At 59.0% G+C, this 16,674-nt stretch carries 12 protein-coding genes; 7 read left to right on the forward strand and 5 right to left on the reverse strand.

Annotated features, from left to right (window positions below; translation table 11 throughout):
- The first annotated feature begins 26 nt into the window (after nt 1-26).
- Entirely contained in the window at nt 27-686 is a 660-nt protein-coding gene (locus tag Q0837_RS10410) for a VTT domain-containing protein (RefSeq protein ID WP_298468553.1), read from the forward strand.
- A 75-nt stretch (nt 687-761) separates the two neighbouring features.
- On the opposite strand, the gene Q0837_RS10415 is transcribed toward Q0837_RS10410, so the two are convergent.
- The 5 genes from Q0837_RS10415 to Q0837_RS10435 form a co-directional block, all read right to left on the reverse strand.
- On the reverse strand, nt 762-3,911 hold the full coding sequence (locus tag Q0837_RS10415; protein ID WP_298468555.1) for a TonB-dependent receptor: 3,150 nt from the start codon (nt 3,909-3,911) through the stop codon (nt 762-764).
- A gap of 137 nt (nt 3,912-4,048) precedes the next feature.
- Nucleotides 4,049-5,566, reverse strand: coding sequence for a tryptophan halogenase family protein (locus Q0837_RS10420; RefSeq protein WP_298468557.1), 1,518 nt, complete (start codon nt 5,564-5,566; stop codon nt 4,049-4,051).
- Nucleotides 5,563-7,095 (reverse strand): tryptophan halogenase family protein, encoded by a 1,533-nt coding sequence (locus Q0837_RS10425; RefSeq protein ID WP_298468560.1) that lies wholly within the window; start codon nt 7,093-7,095, stop codon nt 5,563-5,565. The genes Q0837_RS10420 and Q0837_RS10425 overlap by 4 nt, the downstream gene beginning before the upstream one ends.
- A complete protein-coding gene (locus tag Q0837_RS10430) occupies nt 7,092-8,135 on the reverse strand; it encodes a tryptophan 7-halogenase (RefSeq protein ID WP_298468562.1) in 1,044 nt (347 codons plus the stop codon). Before Q0837_RS10430 ends, Q0837_RS10425 begins: the two co-directional genes overlap by 4 nt.
- Entirely contained in the window at nt 8,132-9,658 is a 1,527-nt protein-coding gene (locus Q0837_RS10435; protein ID WP_298468564.1) for a tryptophan halogenase family protein, read from the reverse strand. The genes Q0837_RS10430 and Q0837_RS10435 overlap by 4 nt, the downstream gene beginning before the upstream one ends.
- Before the next feature lie 184 nt (nt 9,659-9,842).
- On the opposite strand from Q0837_RS10435, the gene Q0837_RS10440 reads away from it, so the two are divergent.
- From Q0837_RS10440 to Q0837_RS10465, 6 genes are read left to right on the forward strand one after another with little or no spacing between them, the layout of a single operon-like run.
- Nucleotides 9,843-11,027: a Gfo/Idh/MocA family oxidoreductase gene (locus Q0837_RS10440; RefSeq protein ID WP_298468567.1), complete on the forward strand. Its 1,185-nt coding sequence runs from the start codon at nt 9,843-9,845 to the stop codon at nt 11,025-11,027.
- Nucleotides 11,024-12,094, forward strand: a complete 1,071-nt coding sequence (locus Q0837_RS10445; protein ID WP_298468569.1) for a sugar phosphate isomerase/epimerase — start codon at nt 11,024-11,026, stop codon at nt 12,092-12,094. The genes Q0837_RS10440 and Q0837_RS10445 overlap by 4 nt, the downstream gene beginning before the upstream one ends.
- 22 nt (nt 12,095-12,116) lie before the next feature.
- Nucleotides 12,117-13,523 (forward strand): sugar MFS transporter, encoded by a 1,407-nt coding sequence (locus tag Q0837_RS10450; RefSeq protein WP_298468572.1) that lies wholly within the window; start codon nt 12,117-12,119, stop codon nt 13,521-13,523.
- Nucleotides 13,520-14,065 (forward strand): gluconate 2-dehydrogenase subunit 3 family protein, encoded by a 546-nt coding sequence (locus Q0837_RS10455; RefSeq protein ID WP_298468575.1) that lies wholly within the window; start codon nt 13,520-13,522, stop codon nt 14,063-14,065. The genes Q0837_RS10450 and Q0837_RS10455 overlap by 4 nt, the downstream gene beginning before the upstream one ends.
- A 30-nt stretch (nt 14,066-14,095) precedes the next feature.
- Complete coding sequence (locus Q0837_RS10460; protein ID WP_298468578.1) at nt 14,096-15,805, forward strand: GMC oxidoreductase; 1,710 nt, start codon at nt 14,096-14,098, stop codon at nt 15,803-15,805.
- Complete coding sequence (locus Q0837_RS10465) at nt 15,802-16,656, forward strand: sugar phosphate isomerase/epimerase (RefSeq protein ID WP_298468580.1); 855 nt, start codon at nt 15,802-15,804, stop codon at nt 16,654-16,656. Before Q0837_RS10460 ends, Q0837_RS10465 begins: the two co-directional genes overlap by 4 nt.
- Nucleotides 16,657-16,674 lie beyond the last annotated feature (18 nt).

The raw sequence follows: 16,674 nt of genomic DNA on the forward strand, positions 1-16,674 counted from the left end.
GCACCTCCAAGCAGCCGGATATTGTAATGTCACGGTCGAGACAAAGTCAGACACTGAAATATTCCGGATACGCCGCACTCTATTTATCTCTATTCATTATCCCCTTCATTCTCTTTGGCAAACAGATTGAGGAATTTGCTCAAGTGTTTTTGACGGGCAATGGTGGAGATCACGTGGTTACGTTTGTTGCGGCCCTATTGCTTGCCGGCGATCCCGTTTTGCCAACGCCATCGAGTGTCATCGCCACGCTGCTTGCGACGCGCATCGGGTTTCTCCCCGCCGCGCTAGTCAATGGTCTCAGCCTCTCTGCGGCATGCGTCATTGGCTATGTAATCGGGCGCAGCGGTGGCGAAGCATTCGCGAAAATGGGCCGCACATTGCCCGCCGGTTTTGTCGAGTGGGTGCGGCGCCATGGCTTGATCGCGACACTGCTGTGCCGCCCGGTTCCGGTGCTGGCGGAAGCATCTCTGATCCTCGCGGGCGCGGCACAGCACGAACCGCGCAGATTGCTCGCATGGTGCTGCATGACACAGATGATCCTGGGCGCCGCCTATGCTTTTGCCGGTTCCGGTTGGGGCGAAGGCCAATGGAACGGCACCGCGATCCTGATAGGCAGCGTCGGCATACCTGTCGCAGCTGCTTTCATCGTCTTTTGCTCGATGCGGCGGCGTACTCCCCAGCCCTGACGAAAAATGCCCGACCAGTTCACACTGGCCGGGCATTCAAGGAGAGAGAAGCGGTTTGGGGTGCTTCCCCGGGAGTTAGAAGTTCGCTCGTAAGATGAACGTATAGCGCCGATCATTGCGGAAGAAGTTACGCGGTGCGCGCAAGCCCTGATCGTTGATCGTCTGTTCTGTAATCGTGATCTCATCAAGCAGGTTCACGCCTTGCACGCCGACCTTCAGATTTTCGGTTACGTCGACGAACAATGACGCATCAAGCTGCCCGCTCGCTCGCTGATAAATCGAGGCGAATGGGAAAATCACGTCACGCGGAGTGAGCTGGAACGCGCTGCGCCAGTTATACGCCACGCGGGCCTGAACGATGCCTTTTTCATAAAGGCCGATCAGGTTCACGTTATGCCTTGAGATGCGCGGGAACACGTCCGCATCAATGTCGAACCGCGCGGTCGGTGGATCATCGCTCGCAAGCGCAGGGTCCAACGTGTTCGCCACACCCTCTGAATCGATGAACGTGTAGGTTGCTTGCATGCCAAGCCCGCTCAACGCGCCCGGCAGGAAGTCGTAGAATTGCTGATAGGCAACCTCGAAACCCTTCACCGAAGCGTTTTCATCGACATTGACTTCGGTGTTGCGAAGCAGCGTGAGGTCATCGAACTGGGCGCCGATTTCGACCGGAGCGAACGCGATGAAGTCATCGATTTCCTTGTAGAAGCCGGTAACCGTGATCGAGCTGCTGCGCCCAAAGTACCATTCCCACGACAGATCGAAATTGGTCGATATCTGCGGCAAGAGTGAAGCATTGCCGGTCGCGTTGGAACTGAAACCACCAAACGAGTTCGGCTGGCCAATACCCGTTGAAGTGTCGGGTAGGACTTGTACTTGCACCCGTTCGTTGAGCTGCGTCACACCGGGGCGTGTCATCGTACGCGAGGCAGCAAATCGCAACAGGTGACCGCCATCAAACTCAAGCTTGAGGTTCAAGCTGGGCAGGAACTCGTCATAGTCGACATCCACCCTTTGCTGAATGATCTGGCCATCACCAAATTGAGCCAGCAATTGCGCGCGATTGGCGCAGGCTGCCGGTTCCGAGAACGTCGGATCGGCGCGACCGGGGAATGCCGGATCGCATGCGTTGGTGGTAGGATCGCCCGGCGCCGAGGTATCAACCAGCGCAGGGAAGAGCGTAGCAAAACTGCGAACCGATGTTGTCGTATCGACGGAACGGTCGGTGCGGACATAGCGCAGGCCGACATTACCAGTCAGTTCGCCGCCAAGGAAATTGTCTGCACCAAAATCCGCGCGGACATAGGCTGCAATTGTCTCTCTTGTCACAGAGCCGATTTCACTTGGGAGGAAGGGGGTGCCCTCAATCACACCGTCGCGACCCGTTAGCGGCGTCCAGCCGCTTGGGCTGCCGCCGATCACGTTCAGAACGTTATTGAACGTCTCCTGCCAGCCGTCGAAGTCTTCTGCGCCCGGTCCTGCATAGGATGGAACCAGTCCCTGGAAACCAGCACCGACACCGCGCTGATAATCCGGGAATGCGTAGCGACCAAATAGAGGAGCAACGACCGCCTCGACAGCCGGATTGGGGTTGTCGAACGGACGGACCAGCGGGTCGCCTCCGCCATTTACGTCACGGCCCGTCCAAACTTCTGAGATGTTGCCCCAGTTGAAGTCGGATTCGCGAATCAGGATTTCCTGATCGGAATAGCGCGCACCAGCACGGAGAGACTTGAGCCAGCCATCACCAGAGAAATCGTATTCGACATCGCCGCGGAAAGCGAGAGACTCGGCATCATTCTGGGTGGTGTGATCCATCGCAGATCGGATAAACGAATTGCTGGGTTCGAAACCGACGAACGGAACTCTGCCAACGCTGGAGTCGATGGTCACCGGGCTGAAGAAGCTGGTGTGTACCGTGAGATCGAAAACGTCCGACGTGGAATCGATATACTGCGCGTCGAAGTTGAACCGCAGATTGTCCGTGGCCGAAAACTTGAGATTGAACCCGTAATCGTTGGTGATGTCCTCTTCCAGACGCTCACGATAGAGGTTGATCTGCTGTCCGCCATTGGGCGCGAGGTAGCCACCGACATTCGGCCCGCGCCATTGCGAGTTGTCGGTGATCGTACCGGCAGTGAACACTCCGTCATCGTCGAAAACGAAATCCGAACGATCGAGACCCGGACGGGAGCGCGCTGCGCCATCCGCAGCGGTTTCGATGACGTTCTCACCCCAAAGCAGGGTCGAGTCTGACCGAAGGAACTGTGCTGTGGCCAGCCAGCGGCCATCGGCGCTTTCATATTGCGCCGCTGCCGCGATCGAAAGGCGTTCGCGATCGAATTCCTGCGTGCGGATGCTGCCGCCTGACGGAATGAAAAGCGGGTTGCCATTGGCATCGGTGATGAAGTTGGAATCGTCCGAAGGATCGTTCAGCAGTGGGCCGGGATCGTTGTCCCGGAAATCCGCAATACCGGTGCCGTCACCACGCGACTTCAGTCGGTTGTAGGAGATGTTGCCGAGCAGACCGAAGGTGCCACCGCCTACATCCCAAGTGTTCGAATAGAGGAACGAGCCACCAGGCGTTACCTCATCTGCAAAGTCGGTCAGCTGAGCTTCGACGCTCGCTGCGATCACCTGCCCGCCCTGATCGAATGGCAGACGCGTGCGGAGATCGATGGTGCCGGCTGCGCCGCCTTCAATCAGGTCAGCCGAGGAGTTCTTGAAAACGACCACGCTGCCGAGCAGTTCGGGCGAAACATCTTCGAAGCCCAGTACGCCGCCGGAATTGGCTGCGAACACATCGCGTCCGTTCAATTCCGAACGCACGAACGGCAGGCCGCGGATAACAACCCCGCTACCTTCAACAGCGAAGTGATCGGGATCGTTAGGACCGGCGAAGCGAAGGACGCTGACGCCCGGAACGCGTTGCAGGGCCTCGGACACAGAACGATCCGGCAAAGCGCCAATGTCCGATGCGGTGATCACATCGACGAATGTGTCGGCGTTGCGCTTTACATTCTGCGCGCTTTCCAGCGACGCCCGAATGCCGGTGACAATGATCAGTTCGCCTTCTTCGACCGGCTCGGCCGTTTCCGGCTCATCAGCATCCGGTTGATCCTGCGCGACGGCGGGTGCCGCAGCCAACAGTCCAAGTGTGGAAACGCCCGAAAGCAAGGACTTCGATACAACGCCGCCAGCGGCGCAAGCGCGAGACAGTTTCACCAGTTTTTCCCCTCCCAAGGTGCCCCGTTCAGGGGTCACACAAGTCTATCTAGGGTGATTTGACCTCAATTGGACAACGTTGTCAACTCAGATTGTCAATCGCTGTGGATTTGAGGCCAATCCGCATCACCCAATATTTAAATCACTATTTTTGCTGCACAATTTTTCTCGATAAACTCACGGTGTGTGGGCATATCACTGGCCGCGTTATCAATTGTCGATCCAATCTGCCGAATTGCCGAGTCGATTTTGGCCATTGGCACCTTCGCGATCAGCGGGTTTGTCGCGACCGGTTCAACGCCCTGTCCGTACATCACTGCAAGCCAGCTAGCGGTGCCGAAGATATCGTTGGGTTCTTCGAAAATGCGCCCCCCTTCGCGGAATTGCTCGATACGGCGGGTCAACTCATCAGGTCGTTCAATCGTCTGGCAATGCCGCCAAAACGGCGTGTCGTCGCGCTTGGTCGCGGTGTAGTGGAGCACCAGGAAATCGCGCACCCGCACATATTCCTTGAGCGTGCGGGCATTGAACGCCTCGATGTCCGAGGGGTTAAAACGCTTGTCCGGGAAGTGCGTCAGCAAGCGCGCGAGGCTGGTCTGAACCAGATGGATACTGGTCGACTCAAGCGGCTCCATAAAACCGGCAGCCAGTCCAAGCGCCAGGACATTGCCATTCCAGAATTGCTTGCGGTGGCCGGTCACAAAGCGGAGGCGATTAGCGTCCGCCAATGGAGCTCCGTCAAGATTGTCGCGCAACACTTGCTCTGCGGTTTCGTCGTCCATGAACTCGCTGCAATAGACGTGACCGTTGCCCGTTCGGTGCTGCAACGGGATCCGCCATTGCCAGCCCGCATCTCGCGCCGTCGCCCGGGTATAAGGGACCGGATACTCGGCCTTCTCACAGGGGATCGCGATGGCTCGGTCACATGGCAGCCATTTGCGCCAGTCTTCGTAGCCGGTCTCCAAGGTTTGCTCGATCAGGAGCCCGCGAAAGCCCGAGCAATCGATGAAGAAGTCGCCGCCGACCTGCTCGCCGTTTTCCAAGGTGACGCTGGTCACATGACCTGTCTCGCCATCCTGCGCGACGCTCTCGATCCGACCCTCGACCCGCTCAACGTCCTTGCCCTCGGCAAAGCGGCGCAGGAAAGCAGCGTAGAGCGAGGCGTCGAACTGGAACGCGTAGTTGATCCCGGCATAGGCCGATTGCGGGCGGTCGCTCAGCGGGCGCATGAACTTTTCGCGTCGGCATGCCTCGACCATCAGGGAGTAGGCAAACAGATCGTCCTTTTCGCCCGCCAGATTGCGATGGAGCCAGTATTGGTAGAACGGGATCGCATCGAAATCTCGCCCGAAATCACCGAACGGGTGAATGTAGCTGTGGCCCTTTTCAAACCAGTCAACGAATTCGATGCCGAGCTTGAAGGTCGCATTGGTCTCGCGGACGAATTCGTCCTCATCGATCCCGAGCATGGTGTTGAAGGCGATGATGGGCGGGATGGTGGCCTCGCCCACGCCCACCGTGCCGATGGCTTCGGACTCGATCAATGTGACTTTTGTCGGCGAGCCTTCTAGCATGTGACCAAGCGCCGCAGCGGCCATCCATCCGGCGGTCCCTCCGCCGACGATGACAACGCGGTCGAGCAGATGCGGGTTCATGAAGCGCTCGCCCGGATCGCGACCGGCTCGGCCCTGCAGAAGCGGTCGATATAGGCCTGATGCGTAGGCATTGCCGCGACAGTCTTGGCGTAGACGCCGCGCATATTGGCAAGGCTCTGCGTGAGATTGTCGTCGCCAATTGCATCGGCGATTGGACTATGGCCTTCCGGTCCCCACCCCTGCCCTTCGGCCACTGCCAGCCAACTGGTGAGATCGAACAATTCCGCGTCGTATTTGAAAAACCGCCCGCGCGACCGCAGCAGGTCCATTTTCTGTGTGAGACTGTCTGGAATGCTCATCTCGCGCACATAGTCCCAGAACGGTGCGTCATTGCGGTTGGTCGCCTTGTAATGGAGGATCAGGAAGTCGCGCACATGCGTAAAATCATCGGTCATCAAGCGGTTATATTCGCCGCGCTCAAACGGAGCGTCGATGGCTCCGGGGAACAGCGAAACCAGCTTGGCAATGCCCATGTGAATCAGATGAATGCTCGTCGATTCCAGGGGCTCCAGAAAGCCTGAGGACAAGCCGATCGCCACGCAATTTCCGGACCAGAAGCTCGCGCGGTGTCCCGTCTGGAAACGCAGGTGATTGGGTGAGCTGACAGGCGCGCCATCGAGGTTCGCGAGCAAAGTCTCTTCGGCTTCTTCAGCCGACATATGCGCGTCGCAATAGACGTGACCATTGCCGGTGCGATGCTGCAAAGGGATGCGCCATTGCCAACCAGCCTTGCGCGCAGTCGAGCGGGTGTAGGGGACCGGATCACCCTGCTTCTCACAGGCGACCGCCACCGCACGATTGCACGGAAGCCAATGGCTCCAGTCGCGATATTCGGAACCCATTGCCTGCCCAATCAGCAGGCCACGAAACCCGGTGCAGTCGATGAAGAGATCGCCTTCGACTTGCCGGTCATGATCCAGTTTCAGAGCCGTGATCAGACCAGTTTCTGTATCCTGTTCAACTTGCTCGATTCTGCCTTCAATGCGGGTCGCCCCCTTTGCCTCGGCAAACTTGCGCAGAAAGGCCGCATAGAGCGATGCGTCGAAGTGGTAGGCGTAGCCCAGTTGTCCGATAACCTGCCCGTGATCAGGCTCGGGCTTCAGGAATTTCGCCGAATAGGCAGCCAGCGTGTTCAGCGAATAGTCGGCCAAACCGCTTTGATCGCCCTGCTCGCGCAGCCTCATCCAGTATTGGTGGAAGTCCAATCCTTCCAGATCGAAGCCATAGCGCCCGAACGGGTGGAAGTAGCTTTCGCCCAGCCCGCCCCAATCGTTGAACTCGATCCCAAGCTTGAAGGTCGCCTGCGTCTCGCGGACGAACTGATGCTCGTCGATCCCCAGCTGCGTGTTGAACTTAGCGATGGGCGGAATGGTCGCTTCGCCGACGCCGACTGTCCCGATAGCTTCGGATTCAATCAGCGTGATCGTGATGCCAGCCGGGCCGAGCAGTTTGGAGAGTGCCGCCGCCGTCATCCATCCAGCAGTTCCGCCGCCTGCGATGACCACGCGCTTTACAGGATTGCTTTTCATGCCACCTGCCTTTGCCGCGATACCTGATTGGTAATCTCGACGATCTGACTCCGAAGCGACGAGAGCCAGCGATGCAAGTCGTCTTCAGGCATGGCCTTGGCCATCCGATCAAACCGCCGGGGACGCAGGCCCCTGCCCCAAAGCGCGGCAAGCCATTCCGGCTGGCCAAAAACCTCGAAGTCTTCGGTCGGAATTCGGCCGCAAGCGGTGAACACGTCGATCTTCCGCTTGAGCGCGTGACTTGCGGTATTTCCCGGGTCTGGATCGGTCAAAAGCGCGCGCATATCGGCGATCCTGCCCGCCTCTTCTGCAGCCAGCCGGGTGTATTCACGCCGTTCATTCTCGCAATCACTCAAATGCGGCACCAGACCGAGCAAGCGGCGAGCCGCATTCACGCAAATCTGCCAATCGAGCCCGGGAACATCGCTGTCTGTCGCGACTGAGAGTAGGCCTCCCGCCCATTCCGAACCCTTGCCGTTAGATCCGCAATCAATCGTCAAATCCTCAGTTGAAGGCTCGGCAACGACCCTCGCTCCGTTGGACACCGCCGCCTTCATCAGGAGCGCGGAATACTTTGCTCGATCCAGCCTGAGACCATTTTGCAGGGGAAGCTTAGAGAGCGCAGCAAGACTTGGACGGTCTGCCGCGTGTTCCAGCGCCAAGGCCAGCGAAAATTCAGTTAGATCGGGTTGGCACTTTGATGCGTCGGCGCGCTGCCAGAAGTGATGAAATTCGACCCCAAATCGGGCCATGCCAAACGGCGAAAAGGGCAGTGTCAAGCTGCCCGCGGCGCTATCGACTTTGACCGCGAGGACTGGAACCGCGCCTGCATTCTGCACAAGCATGTCAGGCGGCAGGCCTAGCTCGGCATGAACTCTGACGTGATCCGGCCTTGCGATGATCGTTTCGCGGTCGCTTGCCTCGCAGTTCGGAGCGAGCAGCAATTCACGTCCGTCACCCGACCAGCGCCGGGCCAGAATCGCACCAATGATAGCGACCCGGTGTTCGGGACCCACAACGCAAATTCGCTCGCCGCTCATGCCGCGTTGCTCATCGTCGCCAACCGGCCGAGATAGGCCGCGTGGTCATCCATCGACGCCGCTGCCTTTTCCATATGGCCGCGCAGTCCCGCGAGATGCCCTCGAACTTGATCGTCTGGCACGCCATCGACCCTGCTGTCATATCCATTGGGCAGAATGCGCTGTCCGATCAGGACTGCGATCCAGCTGGGTATGAGGAACAGCCCGTGTTCGTAGGCTGACACGTGGCCGTGCGCGCGGAACAGTTCGAGCCGCTCGTTCAGGCTGTCAGGCACGGGCATGGTCCGCATGTGGTTCCAGAATTCGGAATCGTCGCGCTCGGTGGCGTGGTAATGCAGGATCAGGAAATCGCGGACTCGCTCGAACTGCAGGTCCATCCAGCGATTGTATTCCTCGATCTCGACCGGACAATCATGGGTCTCGGGAAACAGCTCAAGCAGCTTCGAGATACCTTCCTGGATCAGATAGATGCTGGTGGATTCGAGCGGTTCGAGGAAGCCGCCTGATAGTCCGATCGCGACGACATTCCTGTCCCACAACTTCCGCCGCTTCCCGGTGACAAATTTCAGGAAGCGCGGGTCGGCCAATCGTTCGCCTTCAAGCCCATCGAGCAGCGTGTCGCAGGCCTCATCATCGGAAAGAAACTGGCTCGAATAGACGTGCCCGTTGCCGGTGCGATGTTGAAGCGGAATGCGCCAGCTCCAACCCGCGCTATGCGCCGTGGCCCGCGTATAGGGCAACAAGGGACCGGCACTCTTGCAAGGGACCGCTACAGCGCGATCTGCGGGTAGGTATTCGCTCCAGTCATCGTATCCGGCCTGCAATTGCTTCTCGATCAACAGGCCGAAGAACCCGGTGCAATCGACAAACAGGTCTCCAGCAACTTCGCGTCCATCATCCAGCTTTAGCGATTCAACGCACCCACTTTCGCCATCAAGCGCCACATCGACAACCTTGCCTTCAAGCCGAGTCACGCCGCGCTTTTCCGCATGGGCGCGCATGAAGGGCGCATATTGGAGCGCATCGAATTGATAGGCGTAGCGGTAGGTCGAAAGCACTGAACGCGGGTCTTCGCTGGGTGGTTGGAACTTGCCCTTGCGGCAGGCGATCACTGGCAGCGAATAATCGTCGAGCGGGCCAACCGACGGATCACCCGCAAATTTGCGCCAGTACTGGTGGAAGGCCACGCCCTCATTAGGCAATCCGAACTCGCCGAACGGGTGAATGTAGCTGTCGCCTTTGCGGCCCCAATTGACGAATTCGATGCCCAATTTGAAGGTCGCAGAGGTTGCCGCCATGAACTCGGCTTCGTCCACGCCGATCGTGTCATTGAACAGCTTGATATGCGGCAGTGTTGCTTCGCCAACACCCACCACACCAATGGCCTCGGATTCAATCAGTGTGATTTGAAGTCCCGTAGGCCCGAGCATGCTCGCAAGACCGGCAGCCGTCATCCATCCCGCCGTGCCGCCTCCGACAACAACAACATGATTGATCGATTTCGCGGCGTCGCCAGCGGCCACCCCATCACTCCTCTATCCCGCCAACAAAATCGCACGCAGCCTGACGAAGTCAATCACACGCCGCTCAATTGTTTTCGCGTCCTCCACAGACGCTTCCCTTGACGCCCTATGACAATCAGTAATACAAATTGACAACGTAAGACAAGATGGCGCATCACGGTCACGACGTCTGGAGGGGAATTTGATGTCAGCGCGCATGCGAATGGGCATGGTTGGCGGCGGGAACGGTGCATTTATCGGCGCCGTGCACCGGATGGCGGCTGCACTCGACAGCGAGATCGATCTCGTTTGCGGGGCCTTCAGCCGTGACTTCAGCAATTGTCTGGAAACGGGCCGTTCGCTCGGTCTCGCCGACGATCGCTGTTATCCTGACCACGAAGCGATGATCAATTGCGAGCGCGACATTGCGAGCGGCCAGCACGCACGCGCGATGCAATGCGTCTCAATCGTGACGCCAAACCACACCCATGTTCCGATGGCGAGACAGGCAGCGGAGGCTGGGCTGCACGTGATGTCCGACAAACCCGCTGGCGTCTCGCTTGCCGAGGTCGAGGCGCTGGCCTCGACACTTGAACGAACCGGCACTCAATACGGCCTGACGCACACCTATCTCGGCTATCCGATGGTGTGGCAGGCACGGCACATCGCCAGTCAGCCCGAATTCGGCGCGATCCGCAAGGTGCACGTGCAATACACGCAGGGATGGCTCGCGCAGCAAGCGGAAGCCGGAAACAAGCAGGCCGCGTGGCGAGTCGATCCGGCTCTGGCCGGTCCAGCAGGTGCGCTGGGCGATATCGGCAGCCATGCGCACTCGCTGGCCGAATTCATCAGCGGTTCGCGAATGAACGCTTTGTCCGCGCATTTACGCAGCCATTTCCCGGACCGTACGCTCGACGATGACGGCGAGATCCACTTCACGCTCGAGAACGGCGCAACCGGATCGCTCATCTCCAGCCAGATTTGTGCAGGCGACGAGAACGATCTTGCCATTCGCATTTACGGCTCAAACGCCAGCCTCGAATGGCGTCAGATGGAACCAAACTCTCTGATCGAAAGGCGCGGGAGCGGCGTCTTGATCCACCGGGCAGGCGTAGACAAACCGCTCTGCGACGAGGCTCTTGCGCGCTGCCGACTTCCATCGGGCCATCCCGAGGGATACGTTGAGGCCTTCGCCAACCTCTACCGCAACTTCGCCCGCGCGATCCGCGATGATGTTTCACCCGCATCACTTGGTGTGCCCGGAATGGCCGAGGCTCTGCGCGGCATGGCTTTCCTCGAAGCGGCAGTCGCAAGCAGCGCCAATGGCGGCGCATGGATTGATATCAAAGCGCCCTCGGCTGGCGCGGATAAAAAGGGATTATTGGCATGAAGGAACTCCGTGGCCCCGCCATCTTCCTCGCGCAGTTCATGGGCGACACCGCCCCGTTCAACACGCTCGACAATATCAGCGCGTGGGTGTCGTCGCTCGGATACAAAGGCATACAGATTCCGTCGAACGACATTCGCTGCATGGATCTCGATCTGGCCGCCGAAAGCCAGGATTATTGCGATGAGCTGAAGGGCAAATGCGCTGAGCACGGGCTGGAGATCACCGAGCTGGCCACGCACCTTCAGGGGCAATTGGTCGCGGTGCATCCTGCCTATGACGACCTGTTCGATGGCTTCGCCCCGCCTGAACTGCGAGGCAAGCCAGCAGCGCGTCAGGAATGGGCTGTCGATCAGATGAAGAAAGCGGCTATCGCGTCGCGGCGGCTAGGCTTGAAATCAGTCCCAAGCTTCCCCGGCGCGCTGATGTGGCACCTGGTCTATCCGTGGCCTCAGCGGCCAGCGGGTCTGGTCGAAGCCGGGTTTGCTGAGCTAGCCAAGCGCTGGAAGCCCATCCTCGATGTGTTTGACGAGAACGGCATCGACGTGGCTTACGAAATCCACCCGGGTGAAGACCTTCATGACGGCGCGAGCTTCGAAGCATTCCTGGCCGCAGTCGATGATCATCCGCGGGCGAACATCCTGTTCGACCCGAGCCATTTCGTGCTGCAACAGCTCGACTATCTCGCGTTTATCGATCGCTACCACCCGCGCATCAAGGCGTTTCACGTCAAGGATGCGGAGTTCCGCCCCGATGCGCGCACCGGCGTCTATGGCGGCTATCAAGGATGGCAAGACCGTGCAGGACGGTTCCGTTCACTGGGCGACGGACAAGTCGATTTCAAACAGATTTTCAGCAAGCTGACGCAATACGGCTTCGATGGCTGGGCCGTGCTCGAATGGGAGTGCTGCCTCAAGCACCCCGAGCAAGGCGCAGCCGAAGGCGCACCGTTCATCGCCGAGCACATCATCAAACCCACCGAATACGCGTTCGACGATTTCGCGGGCGGTGATGTCGATCAAGCAATCATAGAGCGGGCCCTCGGGATCGCACCGCCAAAAGAAACCTGACGCCAAGTCGGGAGAGGGATTTATGGCAACTGCATCAATGGAAGCGTTCGCGCCGTCCGAAACCCAGCGAAACAGGCTGTTCTGGCTCAGTTGCATCTCGCTGATCGTAACGGCCATGACCTTCGCGATCCGCGCGGGCATCCTGACACAGCTGTCAGACGAGTTCGCGTTGAGCGATACCCAGCTCGGCTGGGTGAATAGCATGGCCTTCCTGGGCTTCCCATTGGCGATGGTTGTCTTCGGCTTCCTCTACAACAAGCTCGGCCCGCGCCTGATCATGATCCTGGCATTTGTCGGTCACGTTCTTGGGCTTGTTCTGACCATTGTTGCGGATGGCTTTCTGGGCTTGCTGATCTCCACTTTCTTTATCGGTTTCGCCAACGGCTCAGTAGAGGCCGCGTGCAATCCGCTGGTCGCTGACCTCTATAAAGAAGAAAAAACGAAGTGGCTGAACCGCTTCCATGTCTGGTTCCCCGGTGGGATCGTGATCGGTGCAGTTGTTTCTTACGCGATGACCAATGCTGGAATTGGCTGGCAGCCGCAAATCGCGGTGATGCTGATCCCGACAGTGATTTATGGCGTCATGATTTTCACCACACGCTTCCCGGATGTTCCGGAGAGCGAGCGGACTGTCGATCTGGATTCCAAAGGCGTCTTTCTGATGAGCGCCATTCTCGGCCTTCTAGTTCTGATCGGCACGCCAAACAGTCTCGTATCTGGCCTGCCCGGCACATTTGTGCTTCCGCTGCTCCTGGTGCTCGGACTGACCTTCATGTTGATGCTGTTCCGTGCAGGGCGAGCGCGCGATGCGCTGCTCTTGATCGTGCTGATGGCAGTGATGAGCGTCACATCCACATCAGAGCTGGGAACTCAGCAATGGGTTGATCGCATTCTCGGCGCACAACTCGGCAATCTCCCGGGACAGGCGATGATTGTGCTGGGCATGGTGACAGGGATCATGGCTGTCGGTCGCTATTTCGCGGGGCCGCTCATCCACGCGCTCAACCCGCTCGGCGTGTTGTTGATGAGCGCTGTGATGACAACAATCGGTCTGTTCCTGATGGCATCGGCAAGCGGGGCAATGGTGTATGTATCGGCGATCATTTTCGCTGTCGGCGTATGCTACTTCTGGCCAACAATGATCGGCGTCACCGCCCAATATGTGCCGCGCTCCGGTGCCTTGGGCATGAGCCTAGTTGGAGCTGCGGGTATGTTTGCCTTGACGATCTGGAACCCGATCATCGGGGGGTGGATCGACAGCGCAAGAACCAGCGCCGAGGCAAGCGGGCTCGAGGGCACTGCAGTCGAAGTAGCGGCAGGACAAGGTGCACTGTCTCAGCTCGTCTACTTCCCGGCAGTGCTGATCGCCGTATTCGCCGCACTCTACCTTGCTCGAAGACACCTCGAAAATTCTGCGGAGCAGGCATGATGATTACAACCGACACACCTTCGATGGATCGCCGATCTCTGCTGCGCGGGAGCGTGACCGTCGCGGGGGCAGCGATCATTCTGCCTTCGCTCGCCAGTCTTGGCGGGTGTTCGTCAATGCCTGCCTCTCTGACGGAGAAGATGGACCTCATCTCCGCCATCAGTGACCGGATCATTCCCGCGACTGACACCGGAGGCGCGCTCGCAGCGAAAGTCCCGGAATACATCGCTGCGCTGTTCGAGAAGCACTTTTCCGAGGACCAGCAATCCGCGTTTGCTATGGGCCTCGATGCAATCGGTGACGCCGGTTTCGCAGCAGCTAGTCCGGAGCAGCAGGATGATATCCTATCCGGCCTTGCAAGTGCCGATGATGCCGACGCGGGCAAAGCCACATTCCAGCAGCTGCGCGATATGACGATTTTCGGTTTCTACACCTCGGAAGTGGCGACCGAAGAGCTTTCTTACGAAGAGCTGCCCGGCCGCTACGACGGCTGCGTTCCGCTCAGCGAAGTTGGCCGCGCGTGGCTTGATCGCGGCGTCTGAAGACCTCCCCAGAATGGATGACTGAACTTTATGTCTGGCACTGAAAATTTTGATGTCATCGTTGTCGGCTCCGGCATGTCCGGAGGCTTTGCGGCGAAGGAATTCTGCGAACGCGGAATGAAGACGCTGGTCCTCGAACGTGGCAAGAAGACCGAACGCGGAGTCGACTATGTCGGCGAGAACAAGGAACCGTGGGACATGGAGTTCCGCGACCGCGTCGACCCGAAGCTGGCGGATAGTGATTATCACAAGCAAAGCACATGTTACGCGTTTCGCGAAAGCACGCGCAACTTCTTCATCAACGACCGCGAGAACCCCTATTCGGAAGCTGAGGATGCGCCATTCACATGGCTGCGCGGCGATCATGTAGGCGGCAAATCGCTGATGTGGGCGCGCCAGAGCTATCGCTGGAGCGAGATGGACTTCAGCGCGAACAAGGCGGACGGAAACGGCAACGATTGGCCAATCCGCTATGCCGACCTTGTGCCCTGGTACGAGCATGTCGAACGCTTTGTCGGCATCAGCGGCTCGGCAGAAGGACTGCCGCAGCTGCCCGACAGCATCTTCCAGCCGCCGATGGACATGACCTGCGTCGAAAAGGCCGCGAAGACCGGGATCGAATCCGCCTTCCCTGATCGCCGCTTCATGATCGGACGCGCAGCGCACCTGACGCAGCCAACCGAAGAGCAAATGTCGCTGGGCCGTGGCACTTGCCAATTCCGCAATCAATGCGAGCGCGGATGCTCTTATGGCGGGTATTACTCCAGCGTTGCTGGAGCCCTGCCTGCAGCTGAGAAAACCGGCAATATGACGCTCATGCCCGACAGTATGGTCGAGCGGATTCTGTACGATCCCGCCACCAACCGTGCCACAGGCGTCACGGTGGTGAATCGCCAGACCAAGGAGCGGCAGGACATCACCGCCAAGGTGATCTTCCTGTGCGCATCGACAGTTGGCACGCTGCAAGTGATGCTCAATTCGACCTCGGACAGATTCCCGAACGGCTTCGCCAATTCCAGCGGAGTGCTGGGCCAATACATCATGGATCATCACACTCGCATCGGGGCGATGGGCCGGATGCCGGGATTCGAGGAAGACTACTTTGTCGGTCGGCGTCCCAACGGCATCTATGTCGCGCGCTACAGCAACCTCGACAATCGCACCGATGGCGAATTTCTGCGAGGCTTCGGCTATCAGGGCTCCAGCAGTCGTGGCTCTTGGACGCGGGCTTTGGGCGGCAGCAATTTCGGCTCCGGCCTGAAAGAAGAGCTGCGCCAGCCCGGCGATTGGTACCTGCGGCTCCAAGCGTTTGGCGAGCACCTGCCAAGCGCGGATAATCGCGTGACCCTGCACCCTACGAAGACGGACCCGCTGGGTATTCCGCAAGTGCACATGGATGTGCGCTGGGGCGAGAATGAGAAGAAGATGCGCGTGGCGATGAAGAACGACGCGGTCGCGATGCTGGAGGCCGCGGGTGCGGTCGACATCGAGCCCTTCGAAGGCGAAGCCATTCCGGGTCATTGCATCCACGAAATGGGCGGCGCGCGGATGGGCAACGACCCAAGCGAGTCGGTGCTAAACAGGTTCAACCAGTGCCACGACGTGCCGAATGTGTTCGCCACGGACGGTTCGGCCTTTGCCTCGGTAGCCTGCCAGAACCCGTCGCTCACATTCATGGCGCTGACCGCACGCGCCGTCGACTATGCCGCTGGGCGCATGAAAGAAGGAACTCTCGCATGATGATCCGCACCGACCGCCGCACTTTCGTGGCAGGGACGTCGTTCGCTTCGATGGCTGCGCTCGCGGGCTGCACCGGCGCTGGCGAGACAGCGCCTGAGGAGGCCGCCGCCGCCCCAAGCTATACCGAATTGCTTGGTGTCCAACTCTACACGGTGAGGGACCTGTTCGAGCGCGACGCGCGTGGAACACTTGAAGCGCTCGCAGAGATCGGCGTGAAAGACTGTGAGACCGCCGGCCTGTTCGAGCACAAGGCCGCCGATATTCGAGCCATCATGTCCGACCTGGGACTGGTCAGCCGATCTGCGCATATCCGCTTGCCCGAGCTTCAGGACGGGATCGGACCTTCGCTCGAAGACGCTGATATTCTGGGCCAATCAAACCTCTATCTAGGCTGGATTCCTGAGGAAGAACGCACGCCCGATAGGTACCGCGCGCTCGCAGACCTGCTCAACGAGCGCGGCGGTGAAGCCAAGGCGGCGGGCAAGATGATTGGCTACCACAACCACGAATTTGAGTTCATCGAACAGGACGGAACGACCGGCTACGACATTCTGCTGGAACGCACTGACCCTGAACTGGTCACCATGGAGCTCGATTTCTTCTGGGTGGCCGAAGCGGGCAAGGACCCTCTCGCAATCTTCGAAAGCGCTCCGGGCCGTTTCACCTCATGCCACATCAAAGACCGCAATGAAGCGGGCGAAATGGTATCAGTCGGTGACGGCGTGATCGACTTCAAGACACTGCTGCCGATCGCCGAAAAGGCCGGGATTGAACGCTTCTATGTCGAGCATGATAACCCCGAAGACCCGCTGATTTCGGTGGGACGTGGGTTCACCCATCTGACTGGATGAACCCGCATCGGCGTGAAT

The sequence above is a fragment of the uncultured Erythrobacter sp. genome, from assembly GCF_947499705.1.
Lineage (GTDB): Bacteria > Pseudomonadota > Alphaproteobacteria > Sphingomonadales > Sphingomonadaceae > Erythrobacter.